The following is a 22,696-nucleotide window of genomic DNA, read 5'->3' as shown; positions in this document are numbered from 1 at the left end:
TATGCTGTGCTAAAATAGCTGTATAGTTGATGAAACTAGTTTTTACAACCCCATCAAAAACACTACAACTACTAATTATTTTACCCATTGGATAGATTTAGTTATTTCTTTTTTTGATCAAAGAAATCTGCCAATTGGTACATCTGAAAGTTTAATGCTTTCATCTTTTCCATCAAAGGTTGATAGACTTGGTAATTATTATCAATTACACCTTTGTTGGCATTGGTGTTGGACGGCTCTGCTCCTTTTTGTAAAGGGTCATTATCCATGTATTTAAACCAATGCCATCCCACACAATTTTTAGATTCAAGTAAACTTAAGGTAAAGTTCTGATAGAATAACCCCCTATCTGATTGCGTTTTAACAACCCACCCTGCTCCTGCTGTATTACCTAATTCTGAATCATCTCCCTTTACATACCATTCGGTAATGATAAAGGGTTTACCCGACCAATCTGCCCACTTAGCCATCAAAGTCTGATCTGGTGTCCAAGCGTTATAATAGTTCATCGAAATAGCATCTAAGTATTTCCCAGCCGATTTCCATAGCTCTGCTATAAAACCTTGTTGCCCATGAAATCTACAGCCTAAATACATGTGGTTTGGATCGTATTTTTTAATGGCCTTTGATACGATGGAGAAGTATTTATCGGCCACTATGGATAAAAACTCACGACGATCTACATCGGCAATTTTATCTGCTGTAACTCCTCTTTCATCAATAAACTTTTTAGCTACTAAATAACCCGGGTCTTGTTGATCTTTTAACGTAAGATAACCGTCTAAATTTTTGATTCCCAAAGGCATTTCATTATCAGAGAAATAACCAAAAAGGTTGGCGTCATTTTGATTAGCAACCAATTTCTTCGCAGCTTCATGGCAAAAGGTTTCAAATGCAGGATCAAATACAAAAATCACATTATTGGGATAACCCTTATGCCCAGGAATAACATACGTACCACCTCTTTTATCGCCATAGGCGCTCATGAAATCTAGATTAATGGTGTAAGCCAAAGGTTTGGTTTGTTGTAATGGTGAAGTTTGAATTGCTTTTGTATTAGACCATGCCCCCGTACCATTAAATCCGTTATTAATTAAAAAATCCTGTGTTTTTATGATCCATTGATTTTCGTTGCCATATAACTTGTTGAAAGCTGCTTTATTTCGGTCAGACGAGCCCATGCTTACTGCATTCAATGCGTTATGAATAAACAAATGTCCTTGCGGATCAATTGCCCACCAACGACCTGCTATCTTTTTAGTATAATAAAAGCCGGTAGCCTGTTCTTTTTTATCCATTCTACCGCCATACTTATCTGTTCTAATTGGATTAGATTTAAATTTAGATAAACTAGACAATGTTCTCGTATTAAACGATTTATACTCAGTAAATGAAGCTTTATCACTTGAGTTATTTAATACCTTTCTTACGTCAACTTTCTGATTGAAATCTAAACTATCTTGAGCTGCTACTGAATAGGTACATGCAGTAATAATCCCTAAAGAAATACCTATAATTTTTCTCATTGTTTATACCCTTTAGTTCTTAACAAAGCCTCTAAATAATAGTAGTCAGCATAATTTATAGGCACATCAATTTCAGATTTAGCAGGGCGATGACCTGTACTGTGTTCTAGTATAAAACCATAATTTGCACCAGGTTTGCTCGTATATTTTGAGCTTAAGGACGACAAGATTTTATCGGCAGCTGCCTTATATTTTTTACTTTCTTTACTGTAAGTTGCTAATTCGTATAACGCAGAGGCAGTTATTGCAGCAGCTGAGGCATCTCTTGAAACATTTGGAATTTGTGGGTCGTTATAATCCCAATAAGGAATACCATCTGCTGGTGTAATTTTACTACTTAAAATAAAATTAGCGATACCGTTTGCCTGTGCTAAATAGGTTGGATTATTGGTATAACGATAACATAATGTGTAACCATACAATGCCCAAGCCTGACCTCTAGCCCATGCAGATTCGTTTGAATAACCTTGCGCTGTTAACTTATTGCGAACATTGCCAGATAAAGTATCATAATCAACTACATGCCAAGAGCTAAAATCTGGTCTGAAATGATTTTTCATAGTAGTATTGGCATGAGAAACCGCAATTTTATAAAATGATGAATCCCCTGTAAACTTTGTCGCTTCAAAAAGCAATTCTAAATTCATCATGTTATCAATAATCACAGGGTATTTCCATTTATCGCCATTGTGATCCCACGATTTAATTACCCCAACTGTAGGGTTAAATCTGGTAGATAACGATTTAGCCGCTTGTATAATTACAGCTTTATAAGCGGTATCTTTTGTTAGTTTATAGCCATTACCAAATGGGCAATAAATCATGAAACCTAAATCATGTGTACCTTTATTAAATTGCTCTTTTTTAATATCTTGAGTATATTTTTTAGCTAAATCGAGCCATTTTTTATCTTTTGTATATTCATAGAAATACCACAATTCTGCTGGAAAAAAGCCGCTGGTCCAATCTTTTGAGTTAACCATTTTAAATTGTCCGTTTTCTACCGTTCTTGGAGAAACCAATGTAGGTTTAACTAATCTAGCAGAATCCACATTTTTCACTAATACATCTGTTTGTTTTGCAGCAGCTACAAATGATTTTCCTATGTCAACTTTTTGAGCTTTACAAGCACCAAAACCTAAGACTAACCCTACAATTAAATTAATTTTCAATTTCATACTCTGTGTTTTTGTTTTCAATCTTATTTGATTTTACATCCAAATTAATGGATGTCTGATTGGCAAATTTCGAATCACTTCTTCGTTTGTTGGTTTTAAATCCAACTTCTTCCACATATTAAACCAATTTTGATTTTGATATGCATGAGCACCAAACACTAAAAATGGTTGTGCAACTGGCCAGTTATCCCAAAACATTACATCAGGTTTTAACGTCCATTTACTTTTATCAGCAACAAACGGATATAAATAGTTTATTCCTTTTTGGATTGATTTCCCATCTGTGGTTTCAAATTTCCATAAGTCATCTTTTGGAGTTGATAGAATTTGGCAAATCATGGTAAAAGCATCCAAATTAAAAATAGAATATCCGTAGGCTTTGGTGCGTGCTAATTCTAAAGGAAAACTGCCATCTGTTGCCATTTGATTAGGCAACAAAACAGTTTTATACCTTAAACGCAATGAATCTAACATCGATTGATCATTACATAATTTAGCAAATGATGCGACTTGCATTACCCAACATGCGCTGTGATTATTTTTAGACGTCTTTTCTGCTACTCCATTTTTACTGGTATTTAACCACAAAATATAATCGGCAAACCATTTTTTAATAGTTGTTAAACTTTGTTTATCGAATGATTTTGTTTTTTCCATTACCAAAATACCTTGCGCTACTTCCATAAAATGGATGGTATCGATAATACCCCAGCTTCTGCCAGTTGATGAACCTTTAACGGCTTGCGCAAATGATAAATTAGGATTCATCAAGGTTTCTGGATTTACAAACCAAGCCTTTAGATGTACAACAGCTTGTTTTACATACTTTTCATCGTGTGTAAGCTGATAAGCCGATGCTAGTGCACCAATTATAGTACTAAACCTAATCATCGCTTTGCGGTGCGCTACAAAGTTATTTGGATTGGTTTCTCCGTCTCGGTTAATGTACGGTCCATCTGGATTGGCTGGATTTGGCCAAAAGTAATCTGCTTCTGAAAAGAAATCATGTTTTCCACCTGCACTCCTCGACGAACTTTCTGCTGTAATGGTAACTGGGCTTTGTTTCATTGCCCAATCAGCCTCTGCTAAAATTTGTTGTTTTAAAACAGCCGTAGTTTGTTGTTTGATGTTTACTTGCGCAAAACACGAAAACACAAATAAACAGAATGCAAAGCTTAAACTTATTTTTTTCATTTTTTATTGATTTAAAAACACCGTCGGTAATCCTTTAGATTGAACTGAAATTACACTTTTGGCATTATTCGTTTTCATTTTAATTAGTGCTCGACCATTATACAATTGCACTTTTGCCGAACCTGTTGATGTTCCTTGATCTCTAATTAATTCTCCATCGCCTACTAAACCAAATGAAACTAAGTTGATCGCATCTAAACACAATACATTTTTAGCATCAAATACTTTCACTTCTATCGTTGCAATCCCATCCTTTTCATCAATTTTTTGCAAGGTCATTTTAGCAGGTTTATCCCACTTCTCAATTTGATATTCTTGCGTAATTTCATCAGTAACTACAACTTTCCCTTTTTTAGCAACTACTTTAAATGTATACGTGCCTTTATTCATAGGAACTTGCCAACGTAAACCTGCCGCAGGGAAATTCTGACTATCTCTTTTCCTTATGCCAAAACTTTTTCCATTGACAAATAATTCGGCTTCATCGCAATTAGAATATACTTTAACCATTTTCTCTTCCCCTGGTTCTCCCCAACGAATTGGCCATGTATGTCCGTACAAATGAACCATTGGCGTAGTTGTCCAATACGATTGAAAAATATAGAATGACTCTTTTTTAGTGAAATCTCTTTCAATAACACCTTTTTGATTTACATAAGGAACTGGATTTTCTGGTCTAATTGGTGTAGAAAAATCTTTAAACGGCCAATACGCAGTACCACTTAACCAAGGCATGGTTTCTTGTTCTTTTAAATGCCAATCGATTAAGTTTGCAATGTAACTTTCACTCCAATCGCCATCTTTACTCACTCTAGCAGCGCCACCATATAACGAAGCATCTCCAGCTCTTTCATCGGCACCGCCACCTTTTTTAACTTTACTTAATGCATTATCTGGGTTTTCAGAATGTCTACGAGCATGACTATCTCCGCCCCATTCTACGTGTAAAAACCGATCAGATTTATTGAATTCTTCTAAAGAAACATCTTTATATTCGGTATAATATCCACGGTACCAACCTGCCCAAATAGACGGAGAATATACATCTACAATATCTCTACAGAAATCACATCTTCTTATAGCTATGCTTCTTGACGGATCTAATTGATGTGAAAGTTGATTTAGTTCTTTCATAAAAGTTCTAATCTTTTCTTGATCAAATTCTGTAAAATCTCCTGGCCAATCGTTTTCATTTCCCAAACCCCAAATAATAATTGATGGGTGATTGTAATGCTGTTCGATCATATTGGTTAGCATTCTTTTGGCTTGCGCCTGATAGGTTGGTCCACCTAAACCGCCTCTACACCATGGAATCTCTTCCCACACTAAAATCCCTAAACTATCACACAGATTAAGCACAATTCTAGATTGCTGATAATGACCTAAGCGTATGAAATTCACCCCCATTTCTTTCATCAACTTTATTTCTGTGGTAATCATTTCCTCTGTCATGGCAGCACCCACACCTGCATGATCTTCGTGTCTATGCGTTCCACGCAATAACAAGCGTTTACCATTCAGCATAAAAGGCCCCTTTTTAACAAATTCAAATTTTCTGAAACCTACTTTTTGTGTAATAGTAGATTTTTGACCATTGGAAATGATTTCAAATCTAACCGTATATTGTTGAGGCACTTCTGGCGACCATAATTTTGGCGCTCTTAAACTCCAGTCCCACAGTAACGAATCACCTTTAAACATGGTAATATCTCTCGTAAAATCTGCAATTCCTATCCCGTTAGGGTCGGTAACGTAAATTTTTATCTGCGCACTTTTTACTTGATCAGGATTAGTTAATCGAGCAGTTACAGCTAATTTTCCATATCCACCAACATCACTTATTGATGCTTTTGCAAATAGTTTATCAACCGAAAGTTGAGGAGTATAGACTAAATTTAGATACCTATAAATCCCCCCATACACGTTAAAATCTGATAAATTCGAAGGAATCATTTCTAAATCTCTAGAATTATCGCAACGAATAACCACAGGGATTTTACCTTTAAATTGGGTTTTAAAAACCTCTGTTTTTTTAAATTTGGCCACTGCATCCGTAATGTCAGCAGTCCATTCATCGTAACCACCAACATGTTCTGCAACTTTGATATTGTAAATGTAAACTGCAGTTTTTTGCCCTGCGCCTTCAAAATGCAATAGGGTTCTACCTTTTTCATACGGATTTTCAACCTCAATATTTGTACGATACCAACCAGGTCCTTGGTAATAATTCACATCAGGATCTACCGCATCTGTAGCATTAAAACAATGTGGTAAATTCACTTTTTGCCAAAATGGAAGTTCTTCAGGATTACCTACTTTAACAGGCCTCACTGCTTCCCAAACTCCACCTAAATCTTGTTTTACAAACTCCCAATTATTAATTAAACGTTTTGAGGTTTGCGCTTGCACTAATTGACATGCACTTAAAAAAAACAATAAAATGGCACTTACTTTTTTCAACATAATTTAATTCCTTTTGTGGTAAAAATCTTTCTTGTCTAATGAAGTAAATTTATTTGAAACTCTTTGTAATCTGGTCAAGTAAATAACCTTTTTTATCTGAGCTATATTCCCAAAACATAACGCCACCCAACTTATTTTTAAGCACATACTTGCATTTATTAGCCACAGACCACTCATTATCGTACGAAATGTATTGTTTTGTTTGTGCGTTAAATAGAAAAGGTGCTTTTGCATCTTTATCTTTGTATTCGATAAATCCTTTTTTATTAATTAAGCTATCTTTTAAAAAAGTATAGCCTTTGCCGTAATTATTTGCAGATGAAAGTATCGTATCTCCTAATCCTTTTTGCGCATTAGAATTTAATTTCAAATTTCTCTCATAAAAAGCAATTCCCATTACAATTTTTGATGACGGAACACCTGCTTTAATATAGGCTATAATTGCTTTATCTGCCGAATTATCAGACAAATAAGTTTTAGAACTATATAAATTTGTATGGTGACCAGCTTGTTTCCACGAATAATAATCGTAGGTCATTAAGTTGATGTAATCCAAATATTTTTGCGCTTTTCCCATTTCAGTATTCGTTAAAAAAGATGAAAATCCGCCAGTTGCAGTAGTTAGCAATTTCTTTTTACCCGTTTCTTTTTCTAATACATCCAATTCTTTTCTTATCGATTCAAACATTAAGGTAAAATTCTCTTTGTCTTCAGGACGATACACATTTCCTTCCTCGCCTTGCATACTTGGATATTCCCAATCTATATCCACACCATCTAAATTATGTTTACGAATGATATCAACTGCGCTTTTTGCAAAGCCTTTTCGTAATGAATCTGTTAAAACAGCATTGGAGAAATTCTCACTCCAAGACCAGCCTCCTATTGATATTAAAAGTTGAAGATTTGGATTTTTAAGTTTTAAAGTATTTAACCTTTTGAAATTTTCAGTATCCCTTATTTCGTTATCCAAATAAGCTTGATTGTTTTTCACATTTACAAACGCATAATTAATATGTGTGAGTTTCTCTGCAGCAATATCATCTGTGTTAATCAAACCACTATAGCCAGTTACATAACCAATTACTACAGGTTTTTTATCTGCAGTTTTCATGGCAAATAAAATGGATACTATCACCAGCATCAAAATTTGATTTATTCTATTTCTCATCAATTTTAGTTTATTGATTTATCTTTTTTACTTGTAAAGCATTCAAAACAGCTTTGCCTTTTATGCTTTTAAACAAAATTTGTATGCCTTTATCATCAGCAACACTGCATTCAAATTTTTTCTGCACACTATTAGCAATGCCATAGGTTGCTGCCAAGTTTATGTTTTTAATCACCAATTTGTCGTTCAAATACACATCAAAAACACGTTGTGGCGGCACTTCTTTACTTACCGCAATTAAACTATCTAAATTATACGGTAAAACCGATTGAATACCATTTCCCATTAACTCTGCAAAATGTAATGTAACCTCATATTTCCCTTTGGGCACATCTAATTGATAACTATCTAAGCCTACTAATTGCGTTTGATAGATTGGGTCATTAGCAGTTCCTCTTATATTTTTATCTGTGCCATAAGTTTGACGGCTACTATTTTTAATTTTGAATACTTCGCCACCAATATTGCCCCAAGAACCTGTTTTATACGCCTGACTTGGCAACCATATTTCTTGTTTATGCTCGTCTATAAACTGTCTTTGACTACCCAAAGTGATATTAATTTCCTTAAAAGGCACTTCAGGATTATTAAGTGCTAAAGGTTGCAAATTAAAATTTAGAGTACTTAAATCTTCCATTTTTACACCGCTAACAAAGGACACTGCTTTAATTTCATTTTTGCCATTTTTAAACGCGACATCCCAATTACTTACACGTTCATGTACACCTTTTTTACCTAGACTTTTGCCATTTACATAAAGTTCAACGGTATCGGTATTACTAATTACTTGCAAAAGTTGAGTTACCGTATTTTCATTTGATGTTGCAATGCCACCTCTCAGCTTCCATGAACCATCGCTTATTTTAATAAACGGTTTGGTTTGAAAATTGGCTTTGTACAAATAATAGGTGTTTTTAGGTTGTCTATCTAACGTTAATAAGCCTTTATTGTTAATGTGAGGCATAGTTTCATCACGAGTTTCAGAATTAAAATCTGATAAATTCCAAACCGCAGCACCAGCTACAAATGGTCTTTTCAAAATAGCCGCAATGTATATTTGATGATAAAGCATACCATATTCTAGACTTTTATCAAATTTAACTGGAGAAAAGGCATGTATTCTAGGATCTACATCTGCACCAAATTCTGTTACTAAAATTGGTTTATCAGGCATTTGCTGATGGATTTTATCCAAGTTTGGTCCAAAATCTTCTGATTTACCTCCGTACCAACCTTGATATAAGTTCCATCCTACCAACATTGGGATTTTTACCAAACCTGCTTTTGTGTAGCCTGTTACATCGCCATGGTTAGACATCATTGTGTATCTAGTTGGATCTGTTGTCCGAGTTAAATCTTCTAATTCTTGTGCTAATGTTGCTATATTGGTTACATATTTTTCTTTCCTTAAAGGGTCTTTAGTAAACTTCATTCTAAGCAAAACCTCATTCATATATGCCCATATAATGATGCTAGGGTGATTGTAATTCTGCTTAATCATTTCTAATTGCATGTTTTTGCAATTGCGATAAAAGGCTTCAGTTTCGGTAATTTCATTCACAATAGGAATTTCTACAGAAGCTAAAATACCCATCCGATCACAGGCATCTAGCACCGCTTGGTCTTGAGGATAATGTGCAACACGCAAAAAATTACCGCCCATATCTTTCAATAACTCAATATCTTTTACTTGCAAAGCCGATGGTACAGCATTACCCATTCCTGCAAAATCTTGATGGCGACTTGTTCCTATCAATTTATAAGGCATTCCGTTTAAGAAAAAGCCCTTTTCTGCCTCGAAACTAAAAAATCGTAAACCAACAGGTAGTTTGATTTCATCTAAAACTTTACCAGTTTTGTCTACTAATTGAGTTGTCGCTTGGTATAAATAAGGATTTTCTGGCGACCATAATATCGGATTATTAACCTTTATAGCAGCAAGTGTAAAAGGAATGAGTTTATTTAAAGTTGAGCGAATTCCTGTTTTCGCTTCATTTATCTTTTTTCCTGTCGCGTCTGTTAACGTAGTTCGGATTGTTAATTCAGCATTGGCTGATGAATTGATTAAATTTCCATTTACGATAACTTCAGCAGTTGTTTTGGATACATTATTGGTGTGTACATACACTCCTTTTGAAGCATATTGGTTATCCTCAAAATGAATGGAATTTAAAACCACCAAGGATACATTGCGGTACATTCCACCAAAAAAGGTGAAATCGGCAGTTAATGGAGCTATATTTTCATTAAAACTGTTATCCACTTTTACAGCTATTTCATCAGTTCCATTAAATTTTAAGTCAGTTAAAGGAATTGTAAAAGCAGTATATCCACCAATGTGGGAACCTATTTTTTTACCATTTAAATAAACCGTTGTTTCTTGATTTGCTCCTTCAAAATAGAGGGAAATTTTCTTGTTTTTCCACTCCGGTTTAAGCGCTAATTTTTTCTTATACCAGCCTATTCCACGGTAATAACCAGGCTCATCGTCCATTACATCGAAAGCATTCCACGTATGTGGAATAGTTACTTTCGACCACTTTAAATTATGGAAATCAAGAGCAGTAAATTGTCTAGTTGGATCTTTAGCAAAAGACCAGTTTTGATTTAGATTTATTGATGTTCTTACAGGTAAAATGCTCGATTTTTGCTGAGCAAATGAATTTAAGAAAACGAATAATAAAATAGAAGAAAGGTATGTTTTCAAACGGATAGGTGGATTATAGCAGAAGTATTTTAATAACTACCTGACTGCAAAAGCAACCAGGTAGTTGAATGAATTTGGTTTAGGTTAGTAACCTGTATTTTGGCCTAGTTTAGTTGCTCTATTCAATTCGTTTTGAGAAATTGGATATAAATAATTTTTAGCAGTAAACGATCTGCTTTCAACAGTAAACCTGGTATAAGTGAATGTAGTTGCTGTAACTGGCACTATTCTCATTCCACTTACTGGACCATTAAACGTAGTTTCACCTTCTTTCCAACGACGAACATCAAAGAAACGGTGCTCTTCAAAAGCTAACTCTACTCTACGTTCGTTATGAATACGTTTACGAAGTTCTATTTGAGTTGGCGCTACATAACCATTACCTGCCGGATTTGTAGTTTGCAAAGCAGGCATCGCAACACCACCTCTAGCTCTAATGTCATTTAATGCTTTAAGAATTGGTGTTAATGCAACTACACCCTGTGCTTCATTTAATGCTTCTGCATAGTTTAACAATACTTCTGCATATCTAAAGAAAATCCAAGGTCTACGAATAGTAGTAGTTGTACCAGCCCATGATGCACTTTCACTTAAATATTTGCGCATGTAATAACCTGTCTTCGTAGCATTTACATTTAAACCTAAACCATCTTTACCACCAACAAAAGTTTCTACATCCTTACTTTTAAATTTATTGGCAGCCACAACTGGCTGTACAGATGCAGTATTAAACAAAACTGAAAACCCTAATCTCGGATCGCGATTGGTATAAGGTGCAGTCGCACTATAACCAGATGTTGCATCACTGATTGGCTTACCAGTTGTTTTCATTTCATAAGCATCAACCATTTCTTGAGTTGGGTTTGTACGACCATTTGCCGCATCGTAACTTACTGGTGCATTGTTTTGTTCTATAGTATTTGTAGCATTAGCAACTGTAGCAAAAATCACCTCATTATTAAATGCTCCAGCAGTATTCCATAACCAAATGTTTGGATAAGAAGTGTAGATACCATGTTTACCAGTATCCATTATTCTTTTTGCTGCATCAGCTGCTGCTTGCCATTTAGTGATATCATTAGTTGAATTGTATTGTGGACTAGCCGCATACAACAACAACCTTGCTTTTAATGCCATTGCAGCTGTACCTGTAGCTCTACCACGATCTGTAGTTCTCCACTCTGAAGGAGATAATGGCAATCTAGTAATCGCATCTTCACAATCCTTAGAAATTTGAGCAACACATTCATCAAATGTATTACGAGGTTTATCTAATTCATCATTAACGGTTAATGTACGATCTACAATTACAAAACTGCCATAACGTTTCAATAGCTCAAATTCGAAAAATGCTCTTAAAAAGTATGCTTGACCAACTAAACGAGCTAATTGCAATTCGTAAGTTTGGTTTGCTGCAACGTTTGCAGGCAACAACTCATCCAATACAATAAATGGGCTTGTTGGTGCTTTCTCAATAAACATATTGGCTTTACGAATACCAGCATACATATTGGCATATACATCATCAAATGTTCTTACTGGGCCCCAAGTACCGTTATTTAAAATATTTATTCCGCCGTTTGAATTAGAGTTTACGGCTTCATCAGAGCCTGATGCCAATATACCTCCATCTCCATCTAAATTATATCGATCAGAAAGTGTAGCATAAACGTTATTTAAAAAGTTTCTTGCATAATCTGGGTTTGCCCAAAGTTGAGCTTCAGTAACATTATTATCACCACTAAAAGACCCATCTTGAAGAAAGCTATCTTTTTCACACCCTTGTGAGATTAACATCGTCGCAAGGAATATATAGCATATATATTTTTTCATCTTCATCATAATTAAAATTTCAAATTAACACCGAATGAATAGATTTTCATGTACGGATATGAGGAGTTAAAACCAGATTCTGGTAGTTCTGGATCGATATTTAAATCATTTAATTTACTAAAAGTCAATAAGTTTAATCCGCTTACATAAAATCTCAATTGAGATAATTTTAGTTTTTTAACAAATCGATCAGATAGTGAATAACCTAGCTCTACGTTTTTCAATCTCACATAATCGCTAGAACGAATCCAGAAATCAGAGTTCGCTGTATTGTTACCACGATCAGCAATTAATAATCTTGGATATGGAGCCGATGTATTTGTAGGAGTCCACCTATCTACACTAAATTGATTTAAGAAACCATTGTTGGTGTTTCCAGCATTTACCAATTGTTGAATAGTTACTGAACTACCTACTGTTCCTTGAAACAAGAAGTTTAAATCAAATCCCTTTACAGCAACCGAAGCACCGAGGCCAAAAACTGAATTAGGTACAAAGTTGTAATCTGTTTTAACGATATCTAAACCATTGATGATTCCATCACCATTCTGATCTACATATCTGATATCACCAGGTTTTACATCCTTAGATAATAATTGTTTTGGAGCTGCATCTATTTCTGCTTGAGATTGGAAAATCCCCATCGATTTATACATGCTACTGATATAACCAGCACCAGAATTAGCTGTTGCAGCAGGGCTGATGACACTTGTAATTGGATGACCAACTGATTTTTGGTAAGCTGGTAAATTTGCAGCTTCGTTAATTTTTAAGATTTTACTTACTTGATAAGTATAGTTTCCGAAAACATTTAAATCAACGCTTCCGATTTTTTTGTTGTAATTAATACCAGTTTCAAATCCTTTATAAGAAGCCTCACCTTCGTTTACATAAACCAAAGTTTGACCTAGTGTACTTGGCAATTGAGAACCAGTTGCTAAGTCTTTTCTAATTTCATAGAAGTAATCAGCACTGATTGAGAAGGCTTGTTTAAATAGTTTAGCATCAAAACCTACACTTGTTTTGTAAGCTTTCTCCCAAGTTAAATACGGATTACCTAATGCCAATTGAGCGGTACCACCTACGCCAGCATAGCCTGTTCCAAAAGTATAACCAGTTGTGCTTCGAGAGAAGAAATCGTTAAATGCAAATCTTCTTGCGTTTCCAATTGCATCGTTACCTACTAAACCATAAGAACCTCTAATTTTCAAGAGATCAAGAAATGAACTTGTACTTTTCATGAAATTTTCATCAGAAATAATCCAGCCCACAGATGCTGCAGGGAAAAACCCAAATCTTTGTCCAACTGCAAAATTTTCCGAACCAGAATAACCTGCCGTTAAATCAACAAAATAGCGTTGTTTAAAGCCATAGGTTAAACGATTTGATATCCCCTCACGTCTAGTATCAAGGTTTCCGAAAACAGAATAAACCTGTCTCGAAACTCTTGAGCTAAATTTAACATCATGATCTCCAAAAGTTCTATCGTAATCTAAACCAGCCCAAAATTCACTTTTCTTAATATTACCCGAAAATGCATTTCCTAAGTAATCTACTTTACTTGCTGTTCCATATCCAGGAAGATATCCTCCAGCACCATTAGATTCGAAAGTTGCATACGTCTGCGTAAATCCAGAACGATAGGCACCAGCTATATCATACGCATAAAATACTTCAGCAGATAAACCTTTTAAAATGCCATCCATTTTTTGTTTAGCGCTAATTGTGGCAATCATGTTACGCACTAAATCTGTACTTGCACCTCTTGCCTCTAACATTGCTTTTGGGTTGGCTGCTGGAAAGATTGACGTTCCACCATAAGACCCATCAGGATTAAGAACTGGAAAAGCATTTGCTGGAGTTGAATACACAGCGTTTAAAAATGCTGCTGTTCCTTGATTTGGGAAAGTTAAATTGGTTATTCTCCCACCGATATCTAAAGCAACATCTAAGTTTTTATTAACGTGTAAATCAATATTTGTCCTTAAGTTATACCTGTTAAAATTGGTGTTAGCATCATAGGTTTCATTATGACCGCCTTTATAGAAACCACCTTGTTGATAAGCACTTAATAAGGTATAATATTTTAAAAATGCATTTCCACCAGTTACCGTAGCTACATAACGTTGAGTTGGGGCTACGTTTTTTGTAAATTGCTTCACAAAATTATTGTTTGGGTATTTATATGGATCAGATCCATCCTGATAAGCCTGTAAAGCTGCTGGACTATAAACTGCAGTTCCTCCGCTATTAATTGCGGCTTCATTGTATAACGTTGCGTAGGTATAAGAATCTAAAGGTTGTGCAATTTGTAATGGCGCTTGCAAACCAGCCTGAGCATCAAAAGTTACTTTGGTTGATGTTGCACTTCCACGTCTGGTTTTAACATAAATTACGCCATTTGCAGCGTACATACCATACCAAGCCAAAGTTGCAGCATCTTTTAACACACTTACACTTTCAATCTCACCTAAATCCATTGCAGCGAAACTACGCTCAATTCCATCAACCAAAACTAAAGGCTCTTGGTTACTGTTATACGATGAACGACCACGAACTAAGAAACTAGAAACATCATAACCAGGTTGTTGAGAGCCACTTGGATAAATTGATAATCCTGGGAGCCTACCTGTAAATACATTTGTTAATGAAGATGAAGGTATTTGAGGAAGATCACGAGCCGAAATGGTGCTTATCGTAGCTGTAACTTCTCTTCTCTTTCTAACCCCAAATGGGATATATACTACATCATCATCGCCAGCATCTATTAATGATTTTGTAAGCACAACTGAACCGTTATTTATTTCACTAGCAGGTTTAAATATGGTACCATAACCAATTATTTTAAACACTAATACGTCACTTGTGGATGCATCAATAGTATACTCTCCATTTGAGTTGGTATTAACTGTTCTATTTTTTTTATCTTCTTGAATAGAAATTGATACTCCATGTAATGGTTTTTTATCCTGATCGGTAACCTTTCCACTTACAGTTAGTTGTTCATCAGGCCTTTGCCCGTAAACGTTTAGTACTGCCATCCATAAAAATAGAAGGCATACTATATATTTTGATTTTGATAATTTCATAATTGAATAAAATCTTTTTAGCGTTATATTGATTAACTAATTTTCCCAACCTGGGTTTTGAGTAAGCACCCCTTTACTTTTATAAATCTCAGTTCTAGGAACTGGATAAAGGTTTTGCTTTTCAGTCCATGTTTTTTGGAAACCCACACCTAAAACGATTGGTGTATACGTGAAAGAACCATTTGCATTCTTAAACACATCCATACCTTTCATTGGTACACCAATAGTAGTTGCGCCAATTTTCCAGCGCATAATATCATACCAGCGGTGATCTTCAAAAGCTAATTCTATAGCACGTTCGTGTCTAATCGCATCACGCATTTCGACTTGACTCATTGCAGATTTTAACCCATAATGACCATTTACACCTAATGCAATACCAGCACGTTTACGAATATCATCAAGCGCTTTGTAAACAGTAGCGTCATCAACCTTATAATCTGCCTCATTTTGTGCTTCTGCATAGTTTAATAATACTTCTGCATAGCGGAAATAGATGTAATTCAATAAAGTTGTGCTTCCACCTACAGTTCTGTATACTTCTGGCCAGTATTTTTTGCAGTAATAACGAGTTGCAGTGTAAGTGATGTTACCAGGATTCCAATCTAAACCATAAGTAGTTGAAGTAACTGGAGGTGTACCCGCTGTAGTAAGCGTAGACCACATCTGTATTCTTCTACCCTGCCATGGCAAATCGTTGTAAATAATATTATTGTAAAAACGAGGTTCTCTACCCACATAAGGATTATTTGGATCATAACCAGAAGTTGGGTCTGTAATTGCTTTACCATTCGCCATTTCGTACATATCTACGTGGTTTTGCGTAGGGTTCATTTGACCTTGCGCACCACCAGAGCCTGGAGACATAGAGAAATCTTGCATCATTTCACCAGCTAAAGGCGTATTTCCTTTAATTCTAATCATGATATATTCTGGAGAATTTGGAACATTCAATATATCGCCATAAGTAGCTTGTAGAGCATATCTTCCATCCATTAAGGCAAGTGAAGCATCTGCAGCAGCTTTCCATTTGGTTTTATCTCCCGTTGGATTATTTAATGGACTAGCAGCATATAACAATACACGAGCTTTTAATGCTTGAGCCGCACCAACAGTTGGTCTACCGTAATTGGAAGCAGTATAAGTTCCTTCTTCACCAAGTTTGTTAATTGCAATTTCTAAATCGCTCAAAATAAATGCAGTTACTGTAGCAAATGATGAACGTGGAATATTGATATCATCTTTTACTTCATATACTTTATCTATAATTGGAACGCCACCAAATCTTTTGGTCAATTCGAAATAAGACATGGCACGTAGAAACCGCATTTCACCTTCTACCCTTTTCGGATCGAAAATTGGAACAGTTGCAGGTGGTGCTGGCGGTACTTTTGATAAATTAGCCAACATTTTATTATTGATGGCAATTCCTGCATACATTCTTTTCCAGATATCACCAATATCATTTAAAGATGCTTGAGTTGAATGTTCATGGTATAAACCACGGTTTAGTGATGTAACAGTTCCTTCAGAGTTACCAGAAACGGCTTCATCTGAGGCTTGTGCCACACATCCTCTGTGATCATTAAAACGAACATATTTTGTAATGGTATAGTTATAAGCATTATCTGCAAATTTGGCTGCCTGAGCAGGATCTGCAAAGATTTCTTCCTCACTTAATGGAGTTCCTGGCGTCCTTTCCAAGAAATCCTTTTTGCAGGAAACCAAACAGAGCGTTAATAAAACAACTGCTGTATATATTTTATAGTTTTTCATCATCTTTAGAAATTAACTTGTAAACCAATATTGTAAACTCTCGAGCTCGGATAAAGTGCTTGCAATGGAAAAGCCTGATTTACCACGTTTAAGTTTTCTGGATCTACGTACATCTTAAATTTGGTCCAAGTGTATAAGTTCTGTCCATTTAAATACACTCTAGCACTTGCAATTTTTAAGCTTTTCATAAAGCTTTGAGGCAAATTATAAGAGATTTCTACGTTCCTAAGTTTCAGGTAAGCACTGTTTTGAAGTGTATAATCATTATTCGAGTAGTTTAATGATGCTGTTCCTCTTGAGTGTAATGCAGGCCAAGTAGCAGTTGCAGCATTGGCTGGTGTCCACGAGTTTAACATGAACTCATACATTTGCTGACCATTATTTTGTTCTGATAAAATTACGTTTGAGCTTACATGTGCAGCACCTTGGAACATAGCAGAAAAGCTAAATGCTTTATAGCTAAAACGAGGTGTGAAACTGTAGATATACTCTGGACTATTAGAATAACCAATTGCTTGCTGATCTAATGTGGTTATGATACCATCGCCATCTAAATCCTTGAATTTTAAATCTCCAGGAATTGGATTAAAGCCTTGTTGTTTAGGTGAAGCAGCAATATCTGCAGCCGAAGTATAAAATCCATCGTTCACATATCCAAAAAACTGTCCAACAGTTGTTCCTTTTCTTACTTGTGATGCAGGAAGACCTTCTGGTTCATCATTTTCAACAATTCTGTTTTTGGCATAACCAACTTGTCCGTTGATACCAAGTAGTACATTACCAATTTTACCTTGATAATCTATTTCAACTTCATATCCTTTATTATAAACAACACCTCTATTTAGTTTTGGATAAACATGTCCGAATAAAGCAGAGCCACTTAATGGATCAAGCAAAATATCTTTACGCGTTTCATCAAAAATATCTGCTGTTATTTTCAGGCGATCAGTAAATAAACGGGCTTCCATACCAATATTTCTTTTGGTACCTGTTTCCCAAGTTAACTCGGGATTACCTAAGTTAGCATCTGGAAGATTTACCGTTGGGAAGTTGGTAATAGACGATGGGTTACCAAATGGCACTGATGGACCAGAAGGATTATAAGAAGTTAAGTACAAGAAACGGCCAATACCTTGATCGTTACCAACCAAACCATAACTACCTCTAAATTTCAAATAACTCAATACTTTATTCTTGTTCCAAAAATGTTCATTTGTTAAGGTATAACCAGCAGAGAAAGCTGGGAAGAAACCATATCTTAATCCTGGCGCAAAGTTTTCTGAACCATTATAAGTTGCACTTGCGCCAATGAAATAACGATCATCATAGTTATAGTCAACATTTCCAACTACGCCTTGTGCTGCTCTTGGAGGAGCTGTAAAAGTGGTAGTACCCACTCCCCTTATCAATTGACGAGTACCCAATGCTAATGCACTAACATTGTGCTTACCAAATACTCTTGCATAGGTAAAACCCGCCTGCAAGTTGGTCGTAGTGTTTCCTGTAGTTATACCACCATCTTGTACAGCACCTAAAGGTTCGTCACGATTTCTCGTATCGGTTGATAAAGTTACCGCACCTGTTTGTGGGTTATATACGTAAGATGCCCAGTTGGCATTTCTTCTTTCAACATTGTTATAATACGAATCATAAGCAAAGTTTCCTTTAAATGCTAAACCTTTAGTAACAAAATCTAATTTATAGTTTACATTGAATGTACTTTCTATCGTATTGATATCATCATTACGTGTACCAAAACGTGTTAAAACCGCGTATGGATTCCAAATATTGGTACCCACATTTGGATTTGCTGTAATTCTTCCATCGGGTAAAGTAACAGGATACGCATAGGCTGGAACTTGTAAAATACGAGAAATCATTCCTTCGATAGTATCGTAAGAGAAAGCTGATGAAGATAATAAACCAGAAGGTTGGTAACGTGTTGCAAAACGACCACCCAACTTAATACCTACCGTAAAATCTTTATTTAAGGTTAAATCAACATTAGAACGGAAATTGTATCTATTGTAATTTGGAACTGTATTTATACCGTATGGTGATGGAAATTTCTTAAAAATACCATCCTGAAAAGCATAACCAGCAGACACAAAATACTTAGATACTTTAGTCCCACCATTAATTTGAATATTGTGTTGCGTTTGAGAATAATACTTTTTAGTTAAATAATCAAACCATTGCACATCAGGATAGCCTATTGGATCAGATTTATCTGCAAATTTTTGAATTTCCGCATCTGAAAATGGAGCTGTTTTACCATCATTACGATAAGATAGATTTAACAAAGAAGCATTTTCATAGGCAGGTAATCCGATAGCCAATCCTGTATAGGTTTGAGCAGCGTAATTACCTGTGTACGTTACTTTTGGTTTGCCAATTTTACCTTGTTTGGTAGTAATTACAATTACACCATTCGCACCTTTTAAACCATATACAGCTGTTGAAGCTGCATCTTTTAGCACGGTTACCGTTTCAATTTCGTTTGGATCTACATCAGAAAAACTAGGGCGTTCGATACCATCCACAACTACAATTGCAGCTGAATTTGCTGCATTTAGTGTAGAAATACCACGAACCCTTAGTAAAGCTGCATCGGCTCCTGGCTGACCACTAGTTTGTACTGCAATTAAACCTGGTAGTTTACCGATTAATGCATTTGTTGGATTTGGTGTTGGAGATTTCATCACCTCAGAAGCGCTAATTTGAGAGATTGCAGCAGTTACACTTGATCTTTTTTGACTTCCGCCATAAGCTGTTACAATTACTTCATTAAGGCCTGTTGCATCATCAAGTAAGGTTATTTGAATAGTCGTTTGACCATTGTAAACAACATCTTGAGTTTTCATACCGATACTGGTAAACTCGATTACCGCTCCAGTACTTACGTTTCTTAATGTGAATTTACCATCCCCATCGGTACTAACTGCATTTTGCGTTCCTTTAACTTTAACGCCAACACCAGGTATTGGAGATCCATTAGCATCTTTTACAACTCCAGATACATCGGCAAATAAATTTGTTGCTGAAGTACTGACTTTGAAATTGTTGTTTTCTCTAAAATCAATTTTTAATGTTGAGTAATTGATTGTTGTACTACTTTTTGCGTAAGTAGTCGAAGCATTAATTTGCAGAATAAAACACCAGAGCAGTGTTATTGAAATTTTCCGCAAAATTCTTTTTAGTAGAATTTTCCTCATACAGTTTACAATTTGGTTGGTTTAGTAATGACCAAAATATTTGGTGTGGTAAATATAGAGCAATACCTTTTAGAATTGCAAATAAAAAAACTCATAAATAACTGATATTTAATTAGTTATGAATATTTTGATACGCTTTATGCGCAAATAGAAAAATCACTAAGTAGTTGATTTAGTGATTGATTATAGAAATATCAAAATAGGGATTGATACGCTTTATGCGCATTAAAAAAAAGATGCAAATTTTATCAACAATCTTTGTTTAGGGCAACAGGAAGGGTATTATTTGGAATTATTTCTCTAGAACGAGCTTACTCCAGCCAGATTTACCCACACCTTTAAGATCTTTTTTACGTTCTTCCATTACTTTTTTCACTTTCGCAGCATACGTCCAGCAGGTACTTTGTCTAATCCCTAACTTTTCTGATAGTTTGTGAGAAGAAATTGCGCCTTTATGATTATACATGAGGTATACCAAATAGAAGGCCTTATTTATAGGGATGCGATTATTTTCGAAAATAGTATGGTGTAATACAGATTCTTCATACGCACATTTAGTACACCTACGATTAAAAGGCACTTTACCATTACAATAGCTAGTGTTTTTACATTTTATACAAGCATAGCCATTCTCCCATTTCATATCTGCTAAAAATTTATAGCACGAATCACGATCTGGGTATTTTAAACTAAACTCATCAAAATCTAGTTCAGTAGCATTTACACGAGCATCTGTTACTTTTTCAATATTTGTTTTTAAGGTGATATTGTCTTTTTCTAACAGAATATTCATTCTGGATATTTCTTCAGACTGCTGAGCTAATAAGGAATTTATCACTAATAACTCTTCATTTTGATGTTCAATGGTAATGTTTTGTTGCTGAAGCTCTTTCGATTTTAGTTGTACTTCTTTAGTTCGTTCTGCTACTTTAATCTCCAAATCTCTATTAATGCTATCTTTCAATTCGGCATTAACTTGCATTTGTTTCATAATCTGTTTTCTAGCATTCTCTTTCTTCCGTCTTAAAATCCGTACCTGATCGCCTATGGCAAATGAGAGGAAAACCATTTCTAACAGAAACCCGAAACTTAAACTGTAATAGCCTATTACATTACCAATAAAAAGCCTAGACCAGCCTAAAATATGAACGATTTTAATAATGAAACCTAAAAATAAGAAGGAATAGCCCAGTACAAAGAACCTAGCTGGTCCATATTTTTTCTTCCACCAGATGTATATACCCGTAGAAAAGCAAAGCGACAATGGAATAAATTCTAAAAATTTGTATTTAAACCAATCTGGATTATAAAATAAACAGCTTAAGAAAAATAAGAAACGAACAAACAATAAAACATTAATAACGGTATTTATTGTTGGTGCTTTAATTTTTACGTGCAAAAGCTCTTTGGTAAAAATTAACCCAAATGAACTTAAAAAGAATAAGGCAACTCCGTATGCATATTCGTTCCAAACGGGATGATTTGGCCATAAATACTGAAATGCAATTCCATCGGTTGACATTTCATATAAACCAACACTTAAAATATAGAGGATATAAAATAGGTATTGTCTTCGTTTTACGGCAAGGAACATTAAAAGGTTGTGAAAACTAAAAATCACAATCATCCCATAGAAAAAGCCAAACACAATATACTCAGAAAGCGCATAGCCTATAAACCGTTCTACCGTTCTAAAAACAATAATTACATTAACTTGATCTTTAGATTTTACTCTGAAATAATAGTAATATTCTCCTTTTTTAGTGTCGTTTATTAAAAATTCAAAATTTTTATGTTGAAATGATCGCTCGGTGAATGTTAAATCTGCACCAGCAAAACTCTTCACGTAATTACCAGACTGATCAGGCAAATATGATTCGATATGATCTGTAATTTGATCAAAAAATTCAATTATTGCAGAATGGCCTAAATCTTTTGTAAACGTAACCTTAATACGATACCAATACGCCGATGAGCGGTTATAATTTTTTGGGTAAAAATCTTTGTTAGGTATAAATTTATTGAAATAAGCAGCACTTCTTATCTCATTTAGTGTAAGCTTACTACTTGTATCTTCTAAACAAACAATTTCTTTATTTACAAAAATATGTTCTTTAGATGTGGTATTTAATTCAACAGCTTGCTGTGCATATAGCTGATTACAAGCGGCTACAGTAATCAAAAAAATAAAAATACTTAGTAGTCTTTTTAACATAATTAACGAATTGAAATCACAGAACTAGCTATTAGATTTAAACGCTATTACCTATGATATCGAAGAAATGCTAATTTGGTTGATTGATTTGCAAAGTTTAAATATATCAACAAATACTTAATATAGTTAGCTAATTTTTGAAGATGAGGTTATTATTGCAAAAACGGTCGTCGCCCTACCTTAACGCTAAGCGGAATCTTGCTCGTCATTCCCGTGAAAACGGGAATCGTAATGCGTAAAAAAACCTCTTATTGCATTAGGATTCCCAATCAAGTTGGGAATGACGAGTGTAGAAGAAAATCTATTTTAATTTAAAATAATCGAACTCC

11 protein-coding genes are annotated in these 22,696 nt (G+C 35.0%); all 11 read right to left on the bottom strand.

Features of this window, described 5'->3' with window-relative positions; all coding sequences use genetic code 11:
* Positions 1 to 101 precede the first annotated feature (101 nt).
* The 11 genes from GM921_RS03875 to GM921_RS03825 all read right to left on the bottom strand — a co-directional run bounded on the left by GM921_RS03875 (position 102) and on the right by GM921_RS03825 (position 22,367).
* Complete coding sequence (locus GM921_RS03875) at positions 102 to 1,526, bottom strand: agarase (RefSeq protein ID WP_182921294.1); 1,425 nt, start codon at positions 1,524 to 1,526, stop codon at positions 102 to 104.
* Entirely contained in the window at positions 1,523 to 2,704 is a 1,182-nt protein-coding gene (locus GM921_RS03870) for a glycoside hydrolase family 88 protein (RefSeq protein WP_182921293.1), read from the bottom strand. Before GM921_RS03870 ends, GM921_RS03875 begins: the two co-directional genes overlap by 4 nt.
* 33 nt (positions 2,705 to 2,737) lie before the next feature.
* Entirely contained in the window at positions 2,738 to 3,898 is a 1,161-nt protein-coding gene (locus GM921_RS03865) for an alginate lyase family protein (protein ID WP_182921292.1), read from the bottom strand.
* Positions 3,899 to 3,901: 3 nt separating this feature from the next.
* Complete coding sequence (locus GM921_RS03860) at positions 3,902 to 6,361, bottom strand: glycoside hydrolase family 2 TIM barrel-domain containing protein (RefSeq protein ID WP_182921291.1); 2,460 nt, start codon at positions 6,359 to 6,361, stop codon at positions 3,902 to 3,904.
* Between the two features lie 49 nt (positions 6,362 to 6,410).
* Positions 6,411 to 7,532, bottom strand: coding sequence for a glycoside hydrolase family 18 protein (locus GM921_RS03855; protein ID WP_235969770.1), 1,122 nt, complete (start codon positions 7,530 to 7,532; stop codon positions 6,411 to 6,413).
* Between the two features lie 10 nt (positions 7,533 to 7,542).
* Positions 7,543 to 10,239, bottom strand: coding sequence for a glycoside hydrolase family 2 TIM barrel-domain containing protein (locus tag GM921_RS03850; RefSeq protein WP_182921290.1), 2,697 nt, complete (start codon positions 10,237 to 10,239; stop codon positions 7,543 to 7,545).
* A gap of 84 nt (positions 10,240 to 10,323) precedes the next feature.
* Positions 10,324 to 12,072, bottom strand: coding sequence for a RagB/SusD family nutrient uptake outer membrane protein (locus GM921_RS03845; RefSeq protein WP_202985623.1), 1,749 nt, complete (start codon positions 12,070 to 12,072; stop codon positions 10,324 to 10,326).
* An 11-nt stretch (positions 12,073 to 12,083) separates the two neighbouring features.
* Entirely contained in the window at positions 12,084 to 15,113 is a 3,030-nt protein-coding gene (locus tag GM921_RS03840) for a SusC/RagA family TonB-linked outer membrane protein (RefSeq protein ID WP_182921289.1), read from the bottom strand.
* Between the two features lie 84 nt (positions 15,114 to 15,197).
* The gene (locus tag GM921_RS03835) at positions 15,198 to 16,937 is read right to left on the bottom strand and encodes a RagB/SusD family nutrient uptake outer membrane protein (RefSeq protein WP_182921288.1); all 1,740 of its coding nucleotides are present in this window, start codon (positions 16,935 to 16,937) and stop codon (positions 15,198 to 15,200) included.
* A gap of 5 nt (positions 16,938 to 16,942) precedes the next feature.
* Positions 16,943 to 20,152: a SusC/RagA family TonB-linked outer membrane protein gene (locus tag GM921_RS03830; protein WP_182921287.1), complete on the bottom strand. Its 3,210-nt coding sequence runs from the start codon at positions 20,150 to 20,152 to the stop codon at positions 16,943 to 16,945.
* A 292-nt stretch (positions 20,153 to 20,444) separates the two neighbouring features.
* On the bottom strand, positions 20,445 to 22,367 hold the full coding sequence (locus GM921_RS03825) for a 7TM diverse intracellular signaling domain-containing protein (protein ID WP_182921286.1): 1,923 nt from the start codon (positions 22,365 to 22,367) through the stop codon (positions 20,445 to 20,447).
* Between the last annotated feature and the right edge of the window lie 329 nt (positions 22,368 to 22,696).

This window comes from Pedobacter planticolens (assembly GCF_014172375.1).
Lineage (GTDB): Bacteria > Bacteroidota > Bacteroidia > Sphingobacteriales > Sphingobacteriaceae > Pedobacter > Pedobacter planticolens.
The sequence above is the reverse complement of the archived record's forward strand: the minus strand, read 5'-3'. Positions and strand labels throughout refer to the sequence as shown.

What these genes read in the sequence shown, in the direction of transcription:
- GM921_RS03875 (WP_182921294.1), bottom strand. Translation starts at nt 1,526, where the DNA reads ATGAGAAAAATTATAGGTATTTCTTTAGGGATTATTACTGCATGTACC.
- GM921_RS03870 (WP_182921293.1), bottom strand. Translation starts at nt 2,704, where the DNA reads ATGAAATTGAAAATTAATTTAATTGTAGGGTTAGTCTTAGGTTTTGGT.
- GM921_RS03865 (WP_182921292.1), bottom strand. Translation starts at nt 3,898, where the DNA reads ATGAAAAAAATAAGTTTAAGCTTTGCATTCTGTTTATTTGTGTTTTCG.
- GM921_RS03860 (WP_182921291.1), bottom strand. Translation starts at nt 6,361, where the DNA reads ATGTTGAAAAAAGTAAGTGCCATTTTATTGTTTTTTTTAAGTGCATGT.
- GM921_RS03855 (WP_235969770.1), bottom strand. Translation starts at nt 7,532, where the DNA reads ATGAGAAATAGAATAAATCAAATTTTGATGCTGGTGATAGTATCCATT.
- GM921_RS03845 (WP_202985623.1), bottom strand. Translation starts at nt 12,072, where the DNA reads ATGAAAAAATATATATGCTATATATTCCTTGCGACGATGTTAATCTCA.
- GM921_RS03840 (WP_182921289.1), bottom strand. Translation starts at nt 15,113, where the DNA reads ATGGCAGTACTAAACGTTTACGGGCAAAGGCCTGATGAACAACTAACT.
- GM921_RS03835 (WP_182921288.1), bottom strand. Translation starts at nt 16,937, where the DNA reads ATGAAAAACTATAAAATATATACAGCAGTTGTTTTATTAACGCTCTGT.
- GM921_RS03830 (WP_182921287.1), bottom strand. Translation starts at nt 20,152, where the DNA reads ATGAGGAAAATTCTACTAAAAAGAATTTTGCGGAAAATTTCAATAACA.
- GM921_RS03825 (WP_182921286.1), bottom strand. Translation starts at nt 22,367, where the DNA reads ATGTTAAAAAGACTACTAAGTATTTTTATTTTTTTGATTACTGTAGCC.